Origin of the sequence: Bacillus haimaensis (assembly GCF_048270625.1) — a bacterium.
Lineage (GTDB): Bacteria > Bacillota > Bacilli > Bacillales > Bacillaceae_I > Sutcliffiella_A > Sutcliffiella_A haimaensis.
In genome coordinates this window covers 3,836,840-3,860,252 of sequence record NZ_CP158164.1, presented here as the reverse complement: position 1 = coordinate 3,860,252, position 23,413 = coordinate 3,836,840, and the positions used below count along the sequence as shown (strand labels likewise).

The 23,413-nt window shown below is 42.4% G+C and carries 29 protein-coding genes; all 29 read left to right on the top strand.

Annotation, left to right across the window (positions count from 1 at the left end; genetic code table 11):
• The first annotated feature begins 108 nt into the window (after positions 1-108).
• The 29 genes from rpoB to secY all read left to right on the top strand — a co-directional run bounded on the left by rpoB (position 109) and on the right by secY (position 23,391).
• Positions 109-3,666 (top strand): DNA-directed RNA polymerase subunit beta, encoded by a 3,558-nt coding sequence (gene rpoB, locus ABN702_RS19670; RefSeq protein WP_417898360.1) that lies wholly within the window; start codon positions 109-111, stop codon positions 3,664-3,666.
• A 66-nt stretch (positions 3,667-3,732) separates the two neighbouring features.
• Complete coding sequence (rpoC, locus tag ABN702_RS19665) at positions 3,733-7,329, top strand: DNA-directed RNA polymerase subunit beta' (RefSeq protein WP_417898359.1); 3,597 nt, start codon at positions 3,733-3,735, stop codon at positions 7,327-7,329.
• A 125-nt stretch (positions 7,330-7,454) separates the two neighbouring features.
• Positions 7,455-7,703, top strand: coding sequence for a 50S ribosomal protein L7ae-like protein (locus ABN702_RS19660; RefSeq protein WP_204420033.1), 249 nt, complete (start codon positions 7,455-7,457; stop codon positions 7,701-7,703).
• A gap of 102 nt (positions 7,704-7,805) precedes the next feature.
• Positions 7,806-8,228, top strand: coding sequence for a 30S ribosomal protein S12 (gene rpsL / locus ABN702_RS19655; RefSeq protein WP_010191479.1), 423 nt, complete (start codon positions 7,806-7,808; stop codon positions 8,226-8,228).
• Positions 8,229-8,277: 49 nt separating this feature from the next.
• Positions 8,278-8,748, top strand: a complete 471-nt coding sequence (gene rpsG / locus ABN702_RS19650) for a 30S ribosomal protein S7 (protein ID WP_010191480.1) — start codon at positions 8,278-8,280, stop codon at positions 8,746-8,748.
• Between the two features lie 92 nt (positions 8,749-8,840).
• Positions 8,841-10,919, top strand: a complete 2,079-nt coding sequence (fusA, locus tag ABN702_RS19645) for an elongation factor G (RefSeq protein ID WP_417898358.1) — start codon at positions 8,841-8,843, stop codon at positions 10,917-10,919.
• 115 nt (positions 10,920-11,034) lie between these two features.
• Positions 11,035-12,225, top strand: coding sequence for an elongation factor Tu (tuf, locus tag ABN702_RS19640; RefSeq protein WP_386645268.1), 1,191 nt, complete (start codon positions 11,035-11,037; stop codon positions 12,223-12,225).
• Between the two features lie 705 nt (positions 12,226-12,930).
• Positions 12,931-13,239, top strand: a complete 309-nt coding sequence (gene rpsJ / locus ABN702_RS19635) for a 30S ribosomal protein S10 (RefSeq protein WP_010191483.1) — start codon at positions 12,931-12,933, stop codon at positions 13,237-13,239.
• 35 nt (positions 13,240-13,274) lie between these two features.
• A complete protein-coding gene (rplC, locus tag ABN702_RS19630; protein WP_417898357.1) occupies positions 13,275-13,904 on the top strand; it encodes a 50S ribosomal protein L3 in 630 nt (209 codons plus the stop codon).
• A 25-nt stretch (positions 13,905-13,929) separates the two neighbouring features.
• The gene (rplD, locus tag ABN702_RS19625) at positions 13,930-14,553 is read left to right on the top strand and encodes a 50S ribosomal protein L4 (RefSeq protein WP_417898356.1); all 624 of its coding nucleotides are present in this window, start codon (positions 13,930-13,932) and stop codon (positions 14,551-14,553) included.
• Positions 14,553-14,840 (top strand): 50S ribosomal protein L23, encoded by a 288-nt coding sequence (gene rplW, locus ABN702_RS19620; protein WP_224841274.1) that lies wholly within the window; start codon positions 14,553-14,555, stop codon positions 14,838-14,840. The genes rplD and rplW overlap by 1 nt, the downstream gene beginning before the upstream one ends.
• 37 nt (positions 14,841-14,877) lie before the next feature.
• A complete protein-coding gene (rplB, locus tag ABN702_RS19615; protein ID WP_204420085.1) occupies positions 14,878-15,708 on the top strand; it encodes a 50S ribosomal protein L2 in 831 nt (276 codons plus the stop codon).
• Positions 15,709-15,765: 57 nt separating this feature from the next.
• Complete coding sequence (gene rpsS / locus ABN702_RS19610; RefSeq protein WP_204420020.1) at positions 15,766-16,044, top strand: 30S ribosomal protein S19; 279 nt, start codon at positions 15,766-15,768, stop codon at positions 16,042-16,044.
• Between the two features lie 19 nt (positions 16,045-16,063).
• A complete protein-coding gene (rplV, locus tag ABN702_RS19605) occupies positions 16,064-16,405 on the top strand; it encodes a 50S ribosomal protein L22 (RefSeq protein WP_204420018.1) in 342 nt (113 codons plus the stop codon).
• Positions 16,406-16,408: 3 nt separating this feature from the next.
• Entirely contained in the window at positions 16,409-17,065 is a 657-nt protein-coding gene (gene rpsC, locus ABN702_RS19600) for a 30S ribosomal protein S3 (protein ID WP_417898355.1), read from the top strand.
• Positions 17,066-17,067: 2 nt separating this feature from the next.
• Positions 17,068-17,502 (top strand): 50S ribosomal protein L16, encoded by a 435-nt coding sequence (rplP, locus tag ABN702_RS19595; RefSeq protein WP_204420014.1) that lies wholly within the window; start codon positions 17,068-17,070, stop codon positions 17,500-17,502.
• On the top strand, positions 17,492-17,692 hold the full coding sequence (gene rpmC / locus ABN702_RS19590; protein WP_010191499.1) for a 50S ribosomal protein L29: 201 nt from the start codon (positions 17,492-17,494) through the stop codon (positions 17,690-17,692). Before rplP ends, rpmC begins: the two co-directional genes overlap by 11 nt.
• Before the next feature lie 20 nt (positions 17,693-17,712).
• Complete coding sequence (gene rpsQ / locus ABN702_RS19585; RefSeq protein ID WP_204420012.1) at positions 17,713-17,976, top strand: 30S ribosomal protein S17; 264 nt, start codon at positions 17,713-17,715, stop codon at positions 17,974-17,976.
• Positions 17,977-18,017: 41 nt separating this feature from the next.
• Positions 18,018-18,386, top strand: a complete 369-nt coding sequence (gene rplN, locus ABN702_RS19580; protein WP_010191501.1) for a 50S ribosomal protein L14 — start codon at positions 18,018-18,020, stop codon at positions 18,384-18,386.
• 35 nt (positions 18,387-18,421) lie between these two features.
• On the top strand, positions 18,422-18,733 hold the full coding sequence (rplX, locus tag ABN702_RS19575) for a 50S ribosomal protein L24 (protein WP_204420009.1): 312 nt from the start codon (positions 18,422-18,424) through the stop codon (positions 18,731-18,733).
• Positions 18,734-18,759: 26 nt separating this feature from the next.
• The gene (rplE, locus tag ABN702_RS19570) at positions 18,760-19,299 is read left to right on the top strand and encodes a 50S ribosomal protein L5 (RefSeq protein ID WP_417898354.1); all 540 of its coding nucleotides are present in this window, start codon (positions 18,760-18,762) and stop codon (positions 19,297-19,299) included.
• Positions 19,300-19,329: 30 nt separating this feature from the next.
• The gene (locus ABN702_RS19565) at positions 19,330-19,515 is read left to right on the top strand and encodes a type Z 30S ribosomal protein S14 (protein WP_010191505.1); all 186 of its coding nucleotides are present in this window, start codon (positions 19,330-19,332) and stop codon (positions 19,513-19,515) included.
• A gap of 30 nt (positions 19,516-19,545) precedes the next feature.
• A complete protein-coding gene (rpsH, locus tag ABN702_RS19560) occupies positions 19,546-19,944 on the top strand; it encodes a 30S ribosomal protein S8 (RefSeq protein ID WP_010191507.1) in 399 nt (132 codons plus the stop codon).
• A 32-nt stretch (positions 19,945-19,976) separates the two neighbouring features.
• On the top strand, positions 19,977-20,513 hold the full coding sequence (gene rplF, locus ABN702_RS19555) for a 50S ribosomal protein L6 (protein ID WP_417898353.1): 537 nt from the start codon (positions 19,977-19,979) through the stop codon (positions 20,511-20,513).
• Between the two features lie 35 nt (positions 20,514-20,548).
• On the top strand, positions 20,549-20,908 hold the full coding sequence (gene rplR / locus ABN702_RS19550; protein WP_224841273.1) for a 50S ribosomal protein L18: 360 nt from the start codon (positions 20,549-20,551) through the stop codon (positions 20,906-20,908).
• 20 nt (positions 20,909-20,928) lie between these two features.
• Entirely contained in the window at positions 20,929-21,429 is a 501-nt protein-coding gene (gene rpsE / locus ABN702_RS19545) for a 30S ribosomal protein S5 (protein WP_060666597.1), read from the top strand.
• A gap of 13 nt (positions 21,430-21,442) precedes the next feature.
• A complete protein-coding gene (gene rpmD / locus ABN702_RS19540) occupies positions 21,443-21,625 on the top strand; it encodes a 50S ribosomal protein L30 (protein ID WP_417898352.1) in 183 nt (60 codons plus the stop codon).
• A gap of 33 nt (positions 21,626-21,658) precedes the next feature.
• The gene (gene rplO / locus ABN702_RS19535) at positions 21,659-22,099 is read left to right on the top strand and encodes a 50S ribosomal protein L15 (protein ID WP_417898351.1); all 441 of its coding nucleotides are present in this window, start codon (positions 21,659-21,661) and stop codon (positions 22,097-22,099) included.
• Positions 22,099-23,391, top strand: coding sequence for a preprotein translocase subunit SecY (gene secY / locus ABN702_RS19530; RefSeq protein WP_417898350.1), 1,293 nt, complete (start codon positions 22,099-22,101; stop codon positions 23,389-23,391). Before rplO ends, secY begins: the two co-directional genes overlap by 1 nt.
• The last annotated feature ends 22 nt before the right edge of the window (positions 23,392-23,413 follow it).

Sequence of the window (23,413 nt, the reverse complement as noted above, 5' to 3'; positions counted from 1 at the left end):
GGTTTTCTGTATTGAAACCATTTTTCTTTTTTAACATGGTAGTTTTCTGCTGTGTTGAAAAATTTTTTTGTTTGGCTTTAATAACGCTTGATACGAGGGGTGAATGAGTTGACAGGTCAACTAGTTCAATATGGACGACACCGCCAACGCAGAAGTTATGCTCGCATTAGTGAAGTATTAGAATTACCAAATCTAATAGAAATTCAAACCTCTTCTTATCAATGGTTCCTTGATGAGGGTTTGAGAGAAATGTTTCATGATATTTCTCCTATTGAGGACTTCACTGGAAATCTATCGTTAGAATTCATCGACTATAGCTTAGGGGAACCTAAATATTCCGTTGAAGAATCAAAGGAAAGAGATGTTACATACTCAGCTCCTTTACGTGTGAAGGTTCGTCTCATTAACAAAGAAACTGGTGAAGTTAAAGACCAGGATGTATTTATGGGTGATTTTCCGTTAATGACGGATACAGGAACATTCGTTATTAATGGAGCAGAACGTGTTATTGTATCACAATTGGTACGTTCTCCAAGTGTGTATTACAGCGGAAAAGTAGATAAAAATGGTAAAAAAGGCTTTTCGGCTACTGTTATTCCAAACCGTGGTGCATGGTTAGAGTATGAAACAGATGCAAAAGATGTTGTATATGTTCGTATTGATCGTACTCGTAAACTACCAGTAACGGTTCTTTTGCGTGCTCTTGGATTCGGATCCGACCAGGAAATCATTGATCTTCTGGGCGAAAACGAGTACCTTCGCAATACTTTAGATAAGGATAACACAGAAAGTAGCGAAAAGGCATTACTAGAAATATACGAGCGTCTACGCCCTGGTGAACCACCAACGGTTGAAAACGCAAAAAGCTTATTGGAATCTAGATTCTTCGACCCTAAACGCTATGATTTAGCAAGTGTTGGAAGATACAAGATTAATAAAAAGCTTCATATTAAGAACAGACTATTCAACCAGCGTATTGCTGAAACGCTAGTGGACCCTGAAACAGGGGAAATTATCGTGGAAAAAGGTACGTTGTTGGATCGCAGAACTTTAGACCGTATTTTGCCTAACCTTGAAGATGGCATCGGACTGACTTCTTTCCATCCGAATGGCGGAGTTGTGGAAGAAGAAGTGGCTATGCAATCTATTAAGATATATGCACCAAACGATGCAGAAGGTGAAAAGGAAATTCTGGTATTGGGCAATGGCTTCATCGAAGAAAAAGTGAAACATATCGCACCTGCGGATATCATTGCTTCTATCAGTTACTTCTTTAACCTTTTACATGCAGTTGGAGATACAGATGATATCGATCACCTTGGTAACCGTCGTTTGCGTTCTGTTGGAGAGCTTCTTCAAAATCAGTTCCGCATCGGTTTATCCAGAATGGAACGTGTAGTTCGTGAAAGAATGTCCATCCAGGACACAAACACGATTACGCCTCAACAGCTGATCAACATCCGTCCTGTTATCGCATCCATTAAAGAGTTCTTTGGTAGCTCACAGCTTTCTCAGTTCATGGATCAAACCAATCCACTGGCTGAATTAACGCATAAACGTAGATTATCCGCGCTTGGACCTGGTGGTTTAACGCGTGAGCGTGCCGGCTTTGAAGTGCGTGACGTTCACTACTCCCACTATGGGCGTATGTGTCCGATCGAAACTCCAGAGGGACCGAACATCGGATTAATCAACTCCCTTTCTTCTTTTGCAAAAGTAAATAAGTTTGGATTCATTGAAACTCCTTACCGCAGGGTCGACCCTGAATCAGGTAGAGTAACAAACCAAATTGATTACTTGACAGCAGATGAAGAGGACAACTATGTTGTTGCCCAAGCGAATGCTCGCTTAGGGGAAGATGGGACATTCCTGGATCAAAATGTTGTTGCCCGTTTCCGCGGGGAGAACACCGTTGTTATCAGCGAAAGAATCGACTATATGGATGTATCTCCTAAACAGGTTGTTTCCGCTGCGACAGCGTGTATTCCTTTCTTGGAGAATGATGACTCCAACCGTGCGCTTATGGGAGCGAACATGCAACGTCAAGCTGTACCATTAATGCAGCCGGAATCACCGATTGTTGGTACAGGTATGGAGCACGTATCTGCAAGAGACTCAGGTGCAGCAGTAATCTGTAGATACCCTGGTGTTGTAGAACGTGTAGAAGCACGTGAAGTATGGGTTCGCCGTATGGAAGAAGTAGATGGACAACAGGTTAAAGGAAACCTTGATAAGTACAGAATGCAAAAATTCATTCGTTCCAACCAAGGTACTTGCTATAACCAACGTCCAATCGTTTCTGTTGGCGATCAAGTTACAAAAGGTGAAATCCTTGCGGATGGTCCTTCCATGGAAAAAGGTGAGCTAGCGCTTGGCCGTAACGTAATGGTAGGGTTCATGACGTGGGATGGTTATAACTACGAGGATGCAATCATCATGAGTGAGCGTCTGGTTAAAGACGATGTTTACACTTCCATTCATATTGAAGAATATGAGTCAGAAGCACGTGACACTAAGCTTGGACCAGAAGAAATCACCCGCGATATTCCAAACGTAGGGGAAGAAGCCCTGAAGAACTTGGATGATCGCGGAATCATCAGAGTCGGTGCAGAAGTGAAAGATGGAGATCTTCTTGTAGGGAAAGTAACGCCTAAGGGTGTAACGGAACTTACAGCAGAAGAACGTCTATTACACGCAATCTTCGGAGAGAAAGCAAGGGAAGTACGCGATACATCACTAAGAGTTCCTCATGGTGGCGGCGGTATTGTCCTTGATGTAAAAGTATTTAACCGTGAAGACGGAGATGAACTGCCACCAGGCGTTAACCAGCTTGTTCGTGCTTACATCGTTCAGAAGCGTAAAATTTCTGAAGGGGATAAAATGGCCGGACGACATGGTAACAAAGGGGTAATCTCCCGTATCTTACCGGAAGAAGATATGCCTTACTTGCCGGATGGTACGCCAATTGATATCATGCTAAACCCACTAGGGGTTCCTTCTCGTATGAATATCGGTCAGGTATTGGAGCTTCACTTGGGTATGGCAGCCAGAACACTAGGTATCCACGTTGCTTCCGCCGTATTTGATGGCGCGCGTGAAGAAGATGTTTGGAGCACTCTAGAAGAGGCTGGCATGGCAAGAGACGCAAAAACTGTCCTTTATGACGGAAGAACCGGTGAGCCGTTTGATAACCGTGTGTCTGTCGGGATCATGTACATGATCAAACTTGCCCACATGGTTGATGATAAGCTGCATGCCCGTTCAACTGGACCTTACTCTCTTGTTACACAACAGCCACTTGGCGGTAAAGCGCAATTTGGTGGACAGCGTTTCGGGGAGATGGAAGTTTGGGCGCTTGAGGCATATGGTGCTGCTTATACACTTCAAGAAATCTTGACTGTTAAATCAGATGACGTGGTAGGACGTGTGAAAACGTACGAAGCGATTGTAAAAGGTGAAAATGTTCCTGAACCTGGCGTTCCTGAATCTTTCAAAGTACTTATCAAAGAACTTCAAAGTTTGGGTATGGATGTTAAAATCCTATCCGGCGATGAGAAAGAGATCGAAATGAGAGACATGGAAGATGAAGAAGAGCAATCTTCAGAAGGAATTTCTTTAGATTCAGAGCAAGTAGAAGAAGTAAAAGAAACTGTAGCTAAAGACTAATGACCAACAGGACTTTAAAGATAAGCATTTGGGTAGAACCTGTAGATTATAAGGGAGGTAGGCCCCTTGCTAGATGTTAACAATTTTGAGTATATGAAGATAGGCCTAGCTTCTCCGGATAAGATCAGATCTTGGTCTTTCGGAGAAGTGAAGAAGCCTGAAACAATCAACTATCGTACATTAAAGCCGGAAAAAGATGGGCTATTCTGCGAACGTATCTTCGGTCCGACAAAGGACTGGGAATGTCACTGTGGTAAATACAAACGCGTCCGTTACAAGGGTGTTGTCTGTGACCGCTGTGGAGTGGAAGTAACAAGAGCGAAGGTTCGCCGTGAACGCATGGGCCACATCGAACTAGCTGCTCCTGTATCTCATATCTGGTATTTCAAAGGTATTCCTAGCCGTATGGGACTTGTTCTTGACATGTCCCCGCGTGCATTGGAAGAAGTAATCTACTTTGCGTCCTATGTAGTAACGGAAACGGGAGATACTCCTTTAGAGAAGAAACAGCTTCTTTCCGAAAAAGAGTTCCGTGCTTACCGTGAAAAGTATGGCCAGACTTTCCAAGCGTCCATGGGTGCTGAAGCGATCAAAAAGCTTCTTCATGACATCGATCTTGAGAAAGATGTAGAATCCTTGAAAGAAGAGCTTAAAACTGCTCAAGGCCAACGCCGTACAAGAGCAATCAAGCGTTTGGAAGTATTGGAATCCTTCAGGGGATCTGGAAATGAGCCATCTTGGATGATCCTTGATGTTCTTCCGGTCATTCCTCCAGAATTGCGTCCAATGGTTCAATTGGATGGTGGTCGTTTCGCTACATCCGACTTGAACGACCTGTACCGTCGTGTCATCAACCGCAACAACCGTTTAAAACGTTTGTTGGACCTTGGTGCTCCTAGCATCATCGTTCAAAACGAAAAACGTATGCTGCAAGAAGCCGTTGATGCACTAATCGATAATGGCCGTCGCGGTCGTCCTGTAACTGGTCCTGGTAACAGACCGTTGAAATCTCTTTCTCATATGCTGAAAGGGAAACAAGGACGTTTCCGTCAGAACTTGCTGGGTAAACGTGTTGACTATTCTGGTCGTTCCGTTATCGTAGTAGGGCCAAACTTGAAAATGTACCAATGTGGTTTGCCAAAAGAAATGGCGCTTGAGCTATTCAAACCATTCGTAATGAAAGAGCTTGTTGAACGTGGCCTTGCGCATAACATCAAGAGTGCGAAACGCAAGATCGAACGCGTACAGCCAGAGGTTTGGGACGTATTGGAATCTGTCATCAGAGAGCATCCGGTATTACTGAACCGCGCACCAACCCTTCACAGACTAGGTATTCAAGCATTTGAACCTACACTTGTGGAAGGTCGTGCAATCCGTCTTCATCCACTAGTATGTACTGCATACAATGCGGACTTTGACGGTGACCAAATGGCGGTTCACGTTCCACTTTCTGCTGAAGCTCAGGCTGAGGCACGCATCCTTATGCTTGCTGCCCAGAACATCCTTAACCCTAAGGATGGTAAGCCTGTAGTTACTCCTTCACAGGATATGGTACTTGGTAACTACTACTTAACATTAGAGCGTGAAAATGCAGTTGGAGAGGGAATGGTATTCAAGGATACAAACGAAGCGCTGATCGCTTATGCAAATGGCTATGTTCACTTGCATACTCGTGTTGCGGTTCATGCAGGATCCCTGGATAACGAAACCTTCACACCTGAACAAAAACAGAAACTTCTTATTACAACTGTCGGGAAAATGATCTTCAATGAGATTTTACCGCCATCTTTCCCTTACATCAACGAACCGACAAAGCATAATCTTGAGGTTAACACTCCGGACAAATACTTTGTTGAAAAGGGCGCGAATGTAAAAGAAGCGATTCAACAACAAGAGCTTATCGATCCATTTAAGAAGAAAATCCTTGGGAATATCATCGCTGAAGTATTCAAACGTTTCAAAATCACAGAAACGTCCAAAATGCTTGACCGCATGAAAAACCTTGGATTCAGATACTCTACTAAGGCCGGTATTACGGTTGGTGTAGCTGACATCGTGGTTCTTAAAGAGAAAGAAGAAATCTTGGTTGAAGCACAAACAAAAGTAGATACAGTTCTTAAACAGTTCCGTCGCGGACTTATCACAGAAGAAGAGCGCTATGACCGCGTAATTTCCATCTGGAGTGCTGCGAAGGATGTCATACAGAACAAGCTGATGCAATCCTTGCCACGATTGAATCACATCTTCATGATGAGTGATTCAGGAGCACGTGGTAACGCATCTAACTTTACACAATTGGCAGGTATGCGTGGACTGATGGCCAACCCGTCTGGACGTATCATCGAACTTCCGATCAAATCGAGTTTCCGTGAAGGTCTGACGGTATTGGAATACTTTATCTCCACACATGGTGCGCGTAAAGGTCTTGCCGATACTGCACTGAAAACTGCCGATTCAGGTTACCTGACTCGTCGTCTGGTTGACGTTGCACAAGATGTTATCGTCCGTGAGATCGATTGTGGAACAGATCGTGGGTTACACATCTCATCTCTGAAAGATGGTACAGAGGTAGTAGAAAAGTTAGAAGAGCGTCTAATTGGTCGTTATGCTAGGAAAGCTGTCAAACACCCGGAAACTGGTGAAGTTCTTGTAGCGAAAAACGATTTGATTACCGAGGATATCGCAACCGTCATCGTGGAAGCAGGCGTGGAAGATGTTACGATCCGCTCTGTATTCACATGTGATACTCGCCATGGTGTATGTAAGAAATGTTACGGCCGCAATCTGGCAACTGGTTTAGAGGTAGAAGTCGGAGAAGCTGTAGGTATTATCGCTGCTCAATCTATCGGTGAGCCAGGAACTCAGTTAACGATGCGTACTTTCCATACAGGTGGGGTTGCTGGAGACGATATTACACAAGGTTTACCGCGTATCCAGGAGATATTCGAAGCGCGTAATCCGAAAGGTCAAGCGGTCATCTCTGAAATTGATGGTGTTGTTACTGCCATCAACGAAGGAAAAGATCGTCAGCAAGAAATCACTGTACAAGGTGAAGTGGAAACGAGAAACTACACAGTACCATATACTGCCCGCCTTAAGGTTGGGGTTAATGCCGAAGTGCTTCGTGGTCAGGAACTTACAGAAGGTTCCATTGACCCGAAAGAGCTATTAAAGGTAAAAGATATGGTTTCTGTACAGGAATATCTACTGCTTGAAGTTCAAAAAGTATACCGTATGCAAGGGGTAGAAATTGGAGATAAGCACGTTGAGGTTATGGTTCGTCAAATGCTACGTAAAGTACGTGTCATTGACGCTGGTGATACTGATGTACTACCAGGAACCCTGCTTGATGTCCACCAATTCACCGACGCGAACGAACGTGTGCTGATTGAAGGCAAAACACCTGCAACTGGTCGACCGGTCCTACTGGGTATTACCAAGGCATCTCTGGAAACCGATTCGTTCTTGTCAGCTGCATCTTTCCAAGAAACAACAAGAGTCTTAACAGACGCTGCAATCAAAGGAAAGCGCGATGAGCTACTAGGATTGAAAGAGAATGTTATCATCGGTAAACTAGTTCCAGCTGGTACTGGTATGAACCGTTACCGTAAATTCGATCTGACGAAAGAAGTCGGCAAAGAAGAACCTGTAACGGTAGAATAAATGGGAGATTGTCGGGGCAACCCGACAATCTTTTCAATGTTATTCAAGAAACGGGTTGACATCTAAAAACAGAGATGGTACTATAGCAAAGGTGCTTATATAACCTGTTGCTTTGGAGGATATCAATGTCTTATGAAAAAGTGATACAGGCAAACACCTTCATTGTTGGTACAAAACAAACAGTGAAGGCGCTGAAATCCGGAACAGTGAAAGAGGTTGTCATTGCGGAGGATGCCGATGTGATAGTAACACAGAAGGTTGTCCAGACTGCAAAGGAACACAATATTCCAATCGTGAAAGTTGACTCGATGAAAAAACTCGGGAAGGCTTGCGGGATTGAAGTAGGTGCCTCGGCTGTTGCGATCATTCAATAAAAACTGTTTTTGTGAGTATAGATTCGCAAAGACTTTGTTTTTTGCCTTAAAATGAACCACCTGGATATGTGGTCTTAAAACATGAGGAAGGAGGAAAAATAAATGCCTACTATTAACCAGTTAGTACGTAAAGGTCGTACAAGCAAAGTTGTAAAGTCTAAATCTCCAGCTTTAAACAAAGGTTATAACAGTTTCAAGAAGGCGCAGACTGATGTGTCTTCACCTCAAAAACGTGGTGTATGTACTCGTGTTGGTACAATGACTCCGAAGAAACCGAACTCCGCATTGCGTAAATATGCACGTGTTCGTTTAACTAACCAAATTGAGGTAACTGCTTATATCCCAGGTATCGGTCACAACCTACAAGAGCATAGCGTAGTTTTAATCCGCGGCGGTCGTGTAAAAGACTTACCGGGAGTACGTTATCACATCGTACGTGGAGCACTTGACACTGCGGGAGTTAACAACCGTATGCAAGGTCGTTCTAAGTACGGAACTAAGAGACCAAAAGCGCCTAAGAAATAATAGAATACGAATTGCTTAACATTAAGTTATGCGAAAGGAGGATATTAATATGCCACGTAAAGGCCCTGTTGCAAAAAGAGACGTATTACCAGATCCGTTATATAACTCCAAGTTAGTAACTCGTCTTGTAAACAAATTAATGATCGATGGTAAGAGAGGAAAATCTCAAGCTATCATCTATAATGCATTCAAACTAGTTGGTGAGCGTTCCGGACAAGAACCTATGGAAGTGTTCGAACAAGCGATGAAAAACATCATGCCTGTTCTTGAAGTTAGAGCACGTCGTGTAGGTGGAGCGAACTATCAAGTACCTGTAGAGGTGCGCCCAGATCGTCGTACTACTCTTGGACTACGTTACCTAGTTAACTACTCTCGTCTTCGTGGAGAGAAAACGATGGAAGAGCGTTTAGCTAACGAAATCCTAGATGCAGCTAACAACACTGGAGCATCAGTTAAAAAGCGTGAAGATATGCACAAAATGGCAGAAGCGAACAAAGCGTTTGCTCACTACCGTTGGTAAAATCACATATTATCTAGAGCTGTTAAGACAAGTACTTAACAGCTTTAGGTATAAACAACAAAATCTCGATACTTAGGAAGGAGAAATACCATATGGCAAGAGAGTTCTCCTTAGATAAGACACGTAATATCGGTATCATGGCCCACATTGATGCTGGTAAAACAACTACAACTGAGCGTGTTTTGTTCTACACAGGACGTATTCACAAAATCGGTGAAACTCATGAGGGTGCATCTCAAATGGACTGGATGGAGCAGGAGCAAGAGCGTGGAATCACGATCACATCTGCTGCGACAACAGCTCAATGGAAAGGCCACCGCGTAAACATTATCGATACACCTGGACACGTAGACTTCACAGTTGAAGTAGAACGTTCCCTTCGTGTACTTGATGGTGCGGTAGCAGTTCTTGACGCACAATCCGGTGTTGAGCCTCAAACAGAAACAGTTTGGCGCCAAGCAACAACTTATGGTGTACCACGTATCGTGTTCGTTAACAAAATGGACAAGATCGGTGCAGACTTCTTATACTCTGTAGGTACAATCCATGACCGCCTTCAAGCCAATGCTCATCCAATTCAACTTCCAATCGGAGCTGAAGATGAGTTTGAAGGTATCATCGACCTTGTAGAAATGGTTGCTTACTACTACGAAGACGATTTAGGTACTCGTTCTGAAGCAAAAGAAATCCCGGCTGAGTACAAAGACAAAGCAGACGAGTATCGTCAACGCTTAGTTGAAGCAGTAGCAGAATTAGATGAAGAATTAATGATGAAGTACCTAGAAGGAGAAGAGCTTACAACTGAAGAGTTAAAAGCGACTATCCGTAGAGGTACTTGTGACGTTGAATTCTACCCAGTAATCTGTGGTTCTGCTTTTAAAAACAAAGGTGTTCAATTAATGCTTGATGCTGTAATTGACTACCTACCAGCTCCAACAGACGTTCCAGCAATCAAAGGAACTTTACCGGATTCTGATGAAGAGGTAACTCTTGAATCTTCCGATAATGGCCCATTTGCTGCTTTAGCGTTCAAAGTTATGACTGACCCTTATGTTGGGAAGCTAACGTTCTTCCGTGTGTACTCAGGTTCACTGAACTCCGGTTCATACGTTATCAACTCTACAAAAGGTAAGCGTGAGCGTGTAGGACGTATCCTTCAAATGCACGCAAACAGCCGTGAAGAGATTCCAGTAGTATATGCTGGAGACATCGCTGCTGCGGTTGGATTAAAGGACACTACTACTGGTGATACGTTATGTGACGATAAGCACCAAGTAATCCTTGAGTCCATGGAGTTCCCAGAGCCAGTTATCCAATTATCCGTTGAGCCTAAATCCAAGGCTGACCAAGATAAGATGACTACTGCGCTTCAAAAGCTTCAAGAGGAAGATCCTACTTTCCGTGCACATACTGACCAGGAAACTGGACAAACAATCATCGCAGGTATGGGTGAGCTTCACCTTGATATCCTTGTTGATCGTATGAGACGTGAATTCAAAGTAGAAGCAAACGTTGGTGCTCCTCAAGTAGCGTACCGTGAAACGTTCCGTGGATCTGCAAGAGTTGAGGGTAAATTTGCTCGTCAATCCGGTGGTCGCGGTCAATTCGGACACGTTTGGATCGAGTTCGAACCAAACGAAGAAGGAAAAGGCTTCGAATTTGAAAACAAAATCGTAGGTGGAGTAGTTCCTCGTGAATACGTACCTGCTGTACAAGCTGGTCTTGAAGACTCCATGAAAAACGGAGTACTTGCTGGTTACCCTCTAATCGATGTTAAAGCTGCATTGGTTGATGGTTCTTACCATGATGTTGACTCCTCTGAGATGGCGTTTAAAGTAGCTGCTTCCCTAGCTCTTAAAAACGCAGTATCAAAATGTAACCCTGTAATTCTTGAACCGGTTATGAGAGTGGAAGTTGTAACTCCGGAAGAATACATGGGAGACATCATGGGTGGTATCACTTCTCGTCGTGGACGCGTTGAAGGTATGGAAGCTCGCGGTAACGCTCAAGTTGTTCGCGCTATGGTTCCACTATCTGAAATGTTCGGTTATGCAACATCCCTTCGTTCTAACACACAAGGACGCGGAGTATTCACAATGCATTTCGATCACTACGAGGAAGTACCAAAATCGATTTCTGAAGAAATCATCAAAAAAAATAAAGGTGAATAATTGATTTTCACCTGATTCTGTTTTATAAATAGTATGTAGGTTAATAAGTGGCCATCACTTGTTAATGTCTCATATAAAAATAAAAAACTTATGAAACTCTAAGGAGGATATTCTAATGGGTAAAGAGAAATTCGATAGATCCAAAACGCATGCTAATATCGGTACAATCGGACACGTTGACCATGGTAAAACTACTTTAACAGCTGCAATCACAACTGTACTTGCAAAGCGCAGTGGTAAAGGTGCTGCAATGGCTTATGACATGATCGACGCGGCTCCAGAAGAAAGAGAGCGTGGAATCACTATTTCTACAGCTCACGTTGAGTATGAAACTGAAAACCGTCACTATGCACACGTTGACTGCCCAGGACATGCTGACTATGTTAAAAACATGATCACTGGTGCTGCTCAAATGGACGGCGGAATCCTAGTAGTATCTGCTGCTGATGGTCCAATGCCACAAACTCGTGAGCACATCCTTCTTTCTCGTCAAGTTGGTGTACCTCACCTAGTTGTATTCTTAAACAAATGTGACATGGTTGACGACGAAGAATTACTAGAATTAGTTGAAATGGAAGTTCGTGACCTTCTTTCTGAGTACGATTTCCCTGGAGACGATGTTCCTGTAATCAAAGGTTCTGCTCTTAAAGCTCTTGAAGGAGACGCTGAGTGGGAAGAAAGAATCGTTGAGCTTATGGCTGCAGTTGATGAGTACATCCCAACACCAGCTCGTGACACTGAAAAGCCATTCATGATGCCAGTTGAGGACGTGTTCTCTATCACTGGACGTGGAACAGTTGCTACTGGACGTGTTGAGCGTGGACAAGTTAAAGTTGGTGACACTATCGCAATCATCGGTTTAACTGAAGAGCCTAAATCTACTACTGTAACTGGAGTAGAAATGTTCCGTAAGCTTCTTGACTATGCTGAAGCTGGAGACAACATCGGTGCACTTCTTCGTGGGGTTGCTCGTGACGACATCCAACGTGGACAAGTATTAGCTAAGCCTGGTACTATCACTCCACACACAAAGTTCAAAGCTGAAGTTTACGTATTATCTAAAGAAGAGGGTGGACGTCACACTCCATTCTTCACAAACTACCGTCCTCAGTTCTACTTCCGTACAACTGACGTAACTGGTATTTGTAACCTACCTGAAGGCGTAGAAATGGTTATGCCTGGTGACAACATCGAAATGACTGTTGAGCTTATCGCTCCAATCGCGATCGAAGAAGGAACTAAGTTCTCTATTCGTGAAGGTGGACGTACAGTAGGCGCTGGCGTAGTTGCTACTATCCAAGAATAATTCTTGATCTGAATAGATCTTTTAAAAACCGGTATCCCTTTGGGGTGCCGGTTTTTTGTGTATGTTGATAATGTATTATCGGTGCAGCTGAACTTTAGATTTTTAAGTGTTGCAATAGGCGTTATCTTTTAAATCATCAAAATAAATTAAGTTTATTTTACCTTTCATTGAGACACATAATGAATATCCACTCTCCCCCTGTTGATTGAAGTGCAAGGGGTGAGACTCCTGCGGAAGTAACGCGTCGAGGGAGACCCCACAGGTGCAAAGCGCCGAGGAGGCTCACGAGACCGCCCGCGGAAAGCGAACCCCTGAAAAGGAAATCAACAGGGGTCTTCAAAAGATACGTAAAATATCGCATAGAAAAAAGGTAAAAAAACGACTTTCTTCTATATAAATAATCGCAACAAATCAATAACGTATAACCACAAACAATACTGGAAAAAACTGAAATGAATAATTCTTACAGTCCGTGTTGCAATAAGCACAACTTCTCGTTATAATATGAAAAGTGCTCAGAGATTTTATTTGAAATATAGTTGCATTGTCTATTAGTTAGTTGTATAATAGGTAATGTTGGTCTTTGACTGCGATGATGTGAAAGGTTGCTGGCACACCCGGCCGCTTTGCCATGGCGAGTGTGACAGGTTAATTTTCACGGAGAATGTCTATCAATAATATAGGCGAAAAAAGGAGGGAAAAATAATGGCAAAAGAAAAGATTCGCATTCGTTTAAAAGCTTATGATCACAGAATTCTAGATCAATCTTCTGAGAAGATCGTTGAAACTGCAAAACGTTCAGGTGCTACTGTTTCTGGTCCTATTCCGTTACCGACGGAAAGATCTGTATACACTATCTTACGTGCGGTACACAAATATAAAGATTCTCGTGAGCAATTCGAAATGCGCACTCATAAGCGCTTAATCGATATCATTAACCCAACACCACAAACGGTTGATAGCTTAATGCGTTTAGATCTTCCATCTGGTGTGGACATCGAAATCAAGCTTTAATCAATAAATACTTAATTAATCAGGAGGTGTGACTAATGACCAAAGGAATCTTAGGAAAAAAGATAGGTATGACTCAAGTTTTTGCTGCAAACGGCGATCTTATCCCTGTAACAGTAATCGAAGCTACTCCAAACGTAGTGCTTCAAGTTAAAACTGTCGAAACAGACGGTTATGAAGCAGTTCAAATCGGTTTTGCTGACAAGCGTGATAAATTAGCGAACAAGCCTGAAAAAGGACATGTTGCTAAAGCTAACACAGCACCTAAGCGCTTCATTCGTGAAATCAATGGAGTAGACTTAGGAACTTACGAAGTTGGTCAGGAAGTCAAAGTTGATATTTTCGCAGAAGGCGATGTAGTAGATGTAACAGGAATCTCAAAGGGTAAAGGTTTCCAAGGCTCAATCAAGCGCCACGGACAATCACGCGGCCCAATGACTCACGGTTCTCGTTATCACCGTCGTCCTGGTTCTATGGGACCTGTTGCTCCAAACCGTGTATTCAAAGGTAAATTATTACCTGGACGTATGGGTGGAGAGCGCATTACTATCCAGAACCTAGAGATCGTGAAAGTAGACACAGAACGTAACCTATTATTAGTAAAAGGTAACGTACCTGGTCCTAAAAAAGCGTTAATCACAATTAAAAGTGCGGTAAAAGCAAACTAATTGTTTAGGAAAGGAGGAACTACAAATGCCTAAAGTAGCATTATACAATCAAGCTGGCTCTAATGTCGGTGAAATTGAATTAGCAGATGCTGTGTTCGGTATTGAGCCAAACAACAGCGTATTGTTCGATGCGATCGTTATGCAAAGAGCATCTCAACGTCAAGGTAATGCAAAAGTAAAAGGACGCTCTGAAGTAGCAGGTGGTGGACGTAAGCCATGGCGCCAAAAAGGCACTGGCCGTGCCCGTCAAGGATCTATCCGCTCTCCACAATGGCGTGGTGGTGGTATCGTATTCGGTCCTACACCAAGAAGCTACAGCTACAAACTTCCTAAGAAAGTTCGTCGCTTAGCTATCAAATCTGCATTATCTTCCAAAGTGTTGGAAAACGAATTGTTAGTATTAGAAGGATTAGCTTTTGATGCACCAAAAACAAAAGAAATGACTTCTGTACTTAAAGGTTTAGAAATCACTCGTAAAGCGTTAATCGTAACAGCTGACGACAGCGAAAACGTTGCTTTATCTGCTCGTAATATCCCTGGAGTAACTGTTGTTACTGTAAGTGGTGTGAACGTATTAGACGTTGTAAACCATGACAAAGTAATCTTTACGAAAGACGCTGTTCAAAAATTAGAGGAGGTGCTTGCATAATGAGAGATCATCGTGATGTTCTTAAGCGCCCCGTGATTACTGAGCGTTCTACTGATTTAATGACAGAAAAGAAATATACTTTTGAAGTTGATGTTAGAGCTAACAAGACTGAAGTTAAAGATGCTGTTGAAGCGATCTTTGGCGTAACTGTTGAGAAAGTAAACATCATGAACTACAAAGGTAAATTCCGTCGTGTAGGTCGTCATAGCGGATTAACTAACCGTCGTAGAAAAGCTATTGTAACATTAAAAGAAAATAGCAAAGAAATCGAATTCTTCGAGGTTTAATAAAAAATAAAATCATCAACGAAAAGGAGGGAACATGATGGCGATTAAAAAATACAAACCAACCTCTAATGGACGTCGTGGCATGACAGTTTCTGATTTTGCTGAGATCACTACAGATAAACCAGAAAAAAGCTTGCTACAACCGTTACACAGAAAAGGTGGTCGTAATAACCAAGGTAAATTGACTGTACGTCACCAAGGTGGTGGACACAAACGTCAATACCGCGTCATCGACTTCAAACGTGATAAAGATGGTATACCAGGACGCGTTGCTACAATCGAGTATGATCCAAACCGTTCCGCCAATATCGCGTTAATCAACTATGCAGATGGGGAAAAGCGCTACATTCTAGCTCCTAAGAACTTAGAAGTGGGAATGACAGTAATGTCTGGCCCTGAAGCTGATATCAAAGTGGGTAATGCACTACCACTAATCAATATCCCAGTAGGTACTGTAATCCACAACATCGAATTAAAACCAGGTAAAGGTGGACAATTAGTTCGCTCTGCAGGTACATCTGCTCAAGTACTTGGTAAAGAAGGAAAATACGTACTTGTACGTTTAACTTCCGGTGAAACTCGCATGATTCTTTCCACTTGCCGCGCTTCTGTAGGTCAAGTTGGTAACGAACAGCACGAACTTATCAACATTGGTAAAGCAGGACGTTCTCGTTGGATGGGTATTCGCCCAACTGTACGTGGTTCTGTAATGAACCCTAACGATCACCCACACGGTGGTGGTGAAGGACGTTCACCAATCGGACGTAAGTCACCTATGACTCCTTGGGGTAAACCAACTCTTGGTTACAAAACTCGCAAGAAGAAAAACAAGTCTGACAAATTTATCGTTCGTCGTCGTAAAAAATAACGGGGTTGTACTACGGTTCATAAGGACCGTAGAGCAATCACGAAGGGAGGTTTCCACATGGGTCGCAGCTTGAAAAAAGGGCCTTTTGTAGATGATCATTTAATGACAAAGATTGAAAAGTTAAATGAAACTGAGGGTAAACAAGTCGTAAAAACTTGGTCTCGTCGTTCTACTATTTTCCCACAATTTATCGGACATACAATCGCTGTGTATGATGGCCGTAAACACGTACCAGTATATGTGACAGAAGACATGGTAGGTCACAAGCTTGGAGAATTCGCTCCATCTCGTACTTACAAAGGTCACGCAAATGATGATAAGAAAACAAAACGCTAATTAGAGAGGAGGCTTTTACATGCAAGCTAAAGCTGTTGCAAGAACAGTTCGTATTGCTCCTCGTAAAGCTCGTCTAGTTATGGATTTAATTCGAGGCAAGCAAGTAGGCGAAGCAGTAGCTATTTTGAAGTTAACTCCAAAGGCTGCTTCACCAGTAATCGAAAAAGTTCTCAAGTCCGCTATTGCTAACGCAGAGCACAATTTTGAAATGGACGCAAACGCCCTAATCGTTACTGAGGCATACGTGAATGAAGGACCAACTTTAAAACGTTTCCGCCCTCGCGCAATGGGTCGTGCGAGTCAAATAAACAAACGCACTAGCCACATTACAATCGTGGTATCAGAAAAGAAGGAGGGATAATCAGTGGGTCAAAAGGTAAATCCTATCGGTCTTCGTGTTGGTATCATTCGTGACTGGGAGTCCAAATGGTACGCAGGAAAAGATTATGCTAACCTGCTTCATGAAGATATCAAAGTTCGTGAATATATCACAAAACGTCTGAATGACGCTTCTGTATCTAAAGTAGAAATCGAACGTGCTGCAAACCGCTTGAACGTAACTGTTCACACTGCTAAACCAGGAATGGTTATCGGTAAAGGTGGTACTGAAGTTGAAGCACTTCGTAAAGCGTTGAACCAATTAACTGGTAAACGTGTACACATCAACATCCTTGAAATCAAGAGAGCTGATCTTGACGCTAAGTTAGTAGCTGAAAACATCGCTCGTCAATTAGAAAACCGTGTATCTTTCCGTCGTGCTCAAAAGCAAGCAATTCAACGTGCAATGCGCGCTGGTGCGAAAGGTATTAAAACGATGGTATCTGGTCGTCTAGGCGGAGCAGACATCGCTCGTTCTGAACATTATAGTGAGGGTACAGTTCCACTTCATACTCTTCGCGCTGATATTGACTATGGTACAGCAGAAGCTGATACAACTTACGGTAAATTAGGTGTGAAAGTATGGATCTACCGTGGAGAGGTCCTTCCTACGAAGAAGAAAACTGAGGAAGGAGGAAAATAATTATGTTATTACCAAAACGCGTAAAATATCGCCGCGAACATCGTGGAAAAATGCGTGGTAAAGCGAAAGGCGGTACTGAGGTACACTTCGGAGAGTTCGGATTACAATCTCTTGAAGCATCTTGGATCACTAACCGTCAAATCGAAGCAGCACGTCGTGCGATGACTCGTTATATGAAACGTGGCGGTAAAGTTTGGATTAAAATTTTCCCTTCAAAACCATACACTGCAAAGCCTCTAGAGGTCCGAATGGGTTCCGGTAAAGGTGCTCCAGAAGGATGGGTAGCAGTTGTTAAACCTGGAAAGGTTATGTTTGAAATTTCAGGTGTATCTGAGGAAATTGCACGTGAAGCATTACGTTTAGCTGCGCATAAGCTACCAGTTAAATGTAAGTTCGTAAAGCGTGAAGAAATTGGTGGTGAAACTAATGAAAGCTAATGAACTACGCGACTTAACCACTGCCGAGATTGAACAAAAAGTGAAATCTTTAAAAGAAGAGTTATTCAACCTACGCTTTCAATTAGCGACTGGTCAATTAGAAAACACTGCTCGTATTCGCGAAGTGCGTAAGTCAATCGCTCGTATGAAAACAGTAGTTCGCGAGAGAGAGATCGCTTCTAACAAATAATTAAGAGGAGGTTCGCGAAAATGAGTGAACGTAACCAACGTAAAGTTTACACTGGTCGTGTTGTTTCTGACAAAATGGATAAAACAATCACAGTACTAGTTGAAACTTACAAAACTCACACACTCTACGGCAAACGTGTTAAGTACTCTAAAAAGTACAAAGCGCATGATGAAACTGGCGCAGCTAAGACTGGCGATATCGTTAAGATCATGGAGACACGTCCGTTATCTTCAACAAAGCGTTTCCGTTTAGTAGAAGTAGTAGAGAAAGCTGTAATTATCTAATATTTAAGTTCGGATAGTAATTCCGAAGGGAGGTACCATGCATGATTCAACAAGAATCTCGTTTGAAAGTTGCTGATAACTCAGGTGCTCGTGAAGTACTGGCAATTAAAGTATTAGGTGGATCTGGTCGTCGTTACGCGAACATTGGTGATGTTATTGTTTGTACAGTGAAACAAGCAACACCAGGAGGCGTTGTTAAAAAAGGTGACGTAGTGAAGGCTGTAGTAGTTCGTACTAAACGTGGAGTTCGTCGTAATGACGGTTCATATATCCGTTTTGATGAGAACGCATGCGTAATTATCAAAGATGATAAGAGCCCTCGTGGAACTCGTATCTTCGGACCAGTTGCACGTGAATTACGTGATAACAACTACATGAAGATTGTATCTTTAGCTCCAGAAGTACTTTAATATAAGAAATGAATGTGTCAAGGAGGTGCGAAAGGATGCATGTAAAAAAAGGTGATAAAGTTGTAGTTATCTCTGGTAAGGATAAAGGTAAACAAGGAGTGATCCTTGAATCTTTTCCTAAGAAAGACCGTGTTCTTGTAGAAGGTATTAACATCGTGAAAAAGCATGCTAAACCATCACAAGAAAACCCTCAAGGTGGAATCATCAACCGTGAGGCGCCTATTCATGTATCAAACGTTATGCCTTTAGATCCGAAATCCGGTGAACCTACTCGTGTAGGATACAAGGTAGTTGACGGTAAAAAAGTACGTGTTGCAACAAAATCAGGTGAACAATTAGATAAATAGACTTTTGAAGAAAGGAGGTACTTTTGATGAACCGCCTAAAAGAAAAGTATCAAAGCGAAATTATTCCTGCTCTAATGGGCAAGTTTAACTATAAATCTGTGATGCAAGCTCCAAAGCTTGAGAAAATCGTTATCAACATGGGTGTTGGTGATGCAGTTGCCAACTCTAAAGCGTTAGACGCAGCTGTAGAAGAATTAACTTCTATCACTGGTCAAAAACCTGTTGTAACTAGAGCGAAAAAATCTATCGCAGGCTTCCGTCTTCGTGAAGGAATGCCGATCGGTGCGAAAGTTACATTACGCGGAGAGCGTATGTACGAATTCCTAGATAAGTTAGTATCTGTATCTTTACCTCGTGTTCGTGACTTCCGTGGTATCTCTAAGAAGTCTTTCGACGGCCGTGGAAACTACACTCTTGGTGTTAAAGAGCAGCTTATCTTCCCGGAAATTGATTATGATAAAGTTAACAAGGTACGTGGTATGGATATCGTTATCGTTACTACTGCCAACACTGATGAAGAAGCTCGTGAGCTTTTAACATCATTCGGAATGCCATTCCAAAAATAATACCAGCGTGTGGTAGAGGGAGGCGAAAATGTGGCTAAAAAATCGATGATTGCGAAACAAAAACGCACACCTAAACATAATGTGCAAGCTTATACTCGTTGCGAACGTTGTGGTCGTCCCCACTCTGTAATCCGTAAATTTAAGCTTTGCCGTATTTGTTTCCGTGAATTAGCTTATAAAGGCCAAATTCCTGGCGTGAAAAAAGCAAGTTGGTAAAACCCGATAATTGGGAAGGAGGTAAATTAAATGGTTATGACAGATCCTATTGCAGATATGCTTACTCGCATCCGCAATGCGAACATGGTACGTCACGAGAAGCTTGAACTTCCTGCTTCTAAAATCAAAAAAGAAGTTGCTGAAATCTTAAAGCGTGAAGGTTTCGTACGTGACGTAGAATTTATCGAAGACAACAAACAAGGTATCATTCGTATTTTCTTGAAATACGGTGCTAACAACGAGCGTGTAATTACTGGTCTTAAACGTATCAGTAAGCCTGGTCTTCGTGTATATGCAAAAGCAAACGAAGTACCTCGTGTATTAAACGGATTAGGTATTGCGATCATCTCTACTTCTCAAGGTGTTATCACTGATAAAGAAGCTCGTCAAAAACAAGCTGGTGGAGAAGTATTAGCGTACGTTTGGTAATAATTTCTTTAAATGAACGGAGGTGTAACTAAATGTCACGTGTAGGTAAAAAACCTATTGAAATCCCAACTGGGGTTACAATTACAAACGACAACAACACAGTTACCGTAAAAGGTCCTAAAGGTGAATTAACTCGTACATTCAGCCAAGATATGGCTATTACAGTAGAAGAAAACGTACTAACAGTTGTACGTCCTTCCGAAAGTAAAGAACACCGTACTATCCACGGAACAACTCGTGCACTTTTAAACAACATGGTTGAAGGTGTAACAAAAGGTTTCGAAAGAGGATTAGAACTTATCGGGGTTGGTTACCGTGCTTCCAAGCAAGGTAACAAACTAGTTCTTAACGTTGGATACTCTCATCCGGTTGAAATCACACCAGAAGAAGGTATCGAAGTTGAAGTTCCAACAAACACAAAGATCCTTATCAAAGGTATCAATAAAGAGCGCGTTGGTGCTTTAGCAGCTAACATCCGTGACGTTCGCCCACCAGAGCCTTACAAAGGTAAAGGTATTCGTTATGAAGGTGAACATGTACGTCGTAAAGAAGGTAAAACTGCGAAGTAAGACCGCATAAGCAGATAGAAAGGAGTGACTGCAAGATGATTACAAAACCTGATAAAAATTCTACTCGTAAGAAAAGACACACTCGTGTTCGTGCTAAGTTATCAGGAACTGCAACTCGTCCACGTTTAAATGTGTTCCGTTCAAACCAACACATTTATGCTCAAGTGATCGATGATACGAACTCTGTAACAATCGCGAGTGCTTCTACACTTGATAAAGGCGTTGAGGCTAACGGAAGTAACGTTGAGTCCGCTAAAGCAGTTGGAGAACTAGTTGCAAAGCGCGCAATTGAAAAAGGAATTAAATCAGTAGTATTCGACCGCGGTGGATACTTATACCACGGACGTGTGAAAGCATTAGCAGATGCTGCACGTGAGGCTGGTTTAGAATTTTAATCGGAAAAGGAGGGACACTGATGCGTCGCATTGATCCAAACAAATTAGAACTTGAAGAACGCGTTGTTACGGTTAACCGCGTTGCGAAAGTAGTAAAAGGTGGACGTCGTTTCCGCTTTGCTGCTCTTGTAGTAGTAGGAGATAAAAACGGTAATGTTGGTTTCGGTACTGGTAAAGCTCAAGAAGTACCTGAAGCTATCCGTAAAGCAATTGAAGATGCGAAAAAGAACTTAGTTGCTGTACCTATCGTTGGTACAACAATTCCTCACCAAGTACTTGGAGAATTCGGTTCTGGAGAAATCCTTTTGAAACCTGCTTCTGAAGGTACTGGAGTTATCGCTGGAGGACCAGTTCGTGCGGTACTTGAGTTAGCGGGTGTTCAAGACATCCTTTCTAAATCTTTAGGATCTAACACACCAATCAACATGATCCGTGCAACACTTAACGGATTAAAGCAATTGAAACGTGCAGAGGACGTTGCTAAATTGCGTGGTAAAACGGTAGAAGAACTGTTAGGATAAGGAGGGAAACAAAATGGCGAACAAAATAGCAATCACCCTCACTCGCAGTGTAATCGGTCGTCCACAAGATCAACGTGTGACTGTTCAAACTCTTGGTTTGAAGAAGATGCACCAAACAGTTGTCCATGAGGATAACGCAGCTATCCGTGGAATGATTAACAAGGTATCTCACCTTGTTACTGTGAAAGAGCAATAATAGAAACGGTTTTTTAAATAAGGAGGTGCCACAATGAAACTTCATGAGTTAAAACCTAACGAAGGATCTCGTAAAGAACGCAATCGTGTAGGTCGCGGTACTGGTTCTGGTAACGGTAAAACTTCTGGTAAAGGTCATAAAGGTCAAAATGCACGCTCAGGCGGTGGCGTTCGTCCTGGATTCGAAGGTGGTCAAACACCTCTATTCCAACGCTTACCAAAGCGCGGATTCACGAACATCAATCGTAAAGAGTATGCAATTATCAACCTTGATGCGTTAAACCGCTTTGAAGATGGTACAGAAGTTACACCTGAATTACTTCTTGAAACAGGTTTAGTTAGCAAACTAAACGCTGGATTGAAAGTATTGGGTAACGGTTCTATCGAGAAAAAGCTTACAGTTCGTGCTCATAAATTCTCCTCAGCAGCTAAAGAAGCTATCGAAGCAGCTGGCGGTTCAGTTGAGGTGATCTAATGTTCCAGACATTCTCCAATTTTATGCGCGTGGGTGATATAAGAAAGAAAATAGTTTTCACCCTACTAATGTTAATCATATTCCGTATCGGTACGTTTATCCCAGTACCAGGGGTAAACTCTGACATATTGAAATTTCAGGATGAGTTTAGTGTATTCGGTATCTTGAATACCTTCGGTGGTGGAGCTTTACAAAACTTCTCAATTCTTGCCATGGGTATAATGCCATACATCACAGCGTCCATCATTGTGCAATTGCTACAAATGGATGTTGTTCCAAAGTTTACGGAGTGGTCAAAACAAGGAGAAGTTGGACGTCGCAAATTAGCTCAATTCACTAGATACTTTACTATTGTGCTTGGATTTATCCAGGCAATTGGTATGTCTATCGGTTTTAATAACTTGGCTCAAGGCCAGCTTATTACCGACCCGAGCCCCACTACTTATCTTTTAATCGCGTTAGTGTTGACAGCAGGTACAGCATTTTTAATGTGGCTTGGCGAGCAGATCACAGCACACGGAGTCGGGAATGGTATCTCCATCCTGATTTTCGCTGGTATCGTAGCTGCCATTCCAAATGGAGCTAACCAGATTTATGCACAACAAATTGAGGATGCTGGAGATCAGTTGTTCCTAAATCTTGTTATTGTTGCTCTAATTATTCTTGCAATCTTAGCTGTTATCGTAGGAGTTATCTTTATCCAACAAGCATTACGTAAAATTCCGATCCAGTATGCTAAAAAAGTATCCGGTCGTAATCCAGTTGGTGGACATTCCTCACACTTACCGTTGAAAGTAAATGCAGCAGGGGTAATTCCTGTTATCTTTGCAGTATCCTTTATCATCACACCACCTACCATCGCGTCGTTCTTTGGTCCTAATGATGTAACTCAGTGGATCCAAAGCACATTCGATTACACGAAGCCGATTGGTATGGTAGTATACGTAGCCCTTATTATTGCCTTTACTTATTTCTACACATTTGTTCAGTCTAATCCTGAACAAATGGCAGAAAACTTAAAGAAGCAAGGTGGATATATTCCAGGAATTCGTCCTGGTCAGAATACACAGGAATACCTAACAAAAATCATCTACCGACTAACTTTCGTTGGTGCGTTGTTCTTGGCAGGGATCTCTGTTCTACCTGTAATCTTTATGAAAATAGCTGATCTGCCGCCAGCCGTACAGATTGGTGGTACTGGTATCCTCATCGTCGTAGGTGTTGCACTTGAAACGATGAAGCAACTTGAAAGTCAGCTGGTGAAGCGTCACTATAAAGGGTTTATCAAGTAATGAAGTAATTGGGATAGCATTA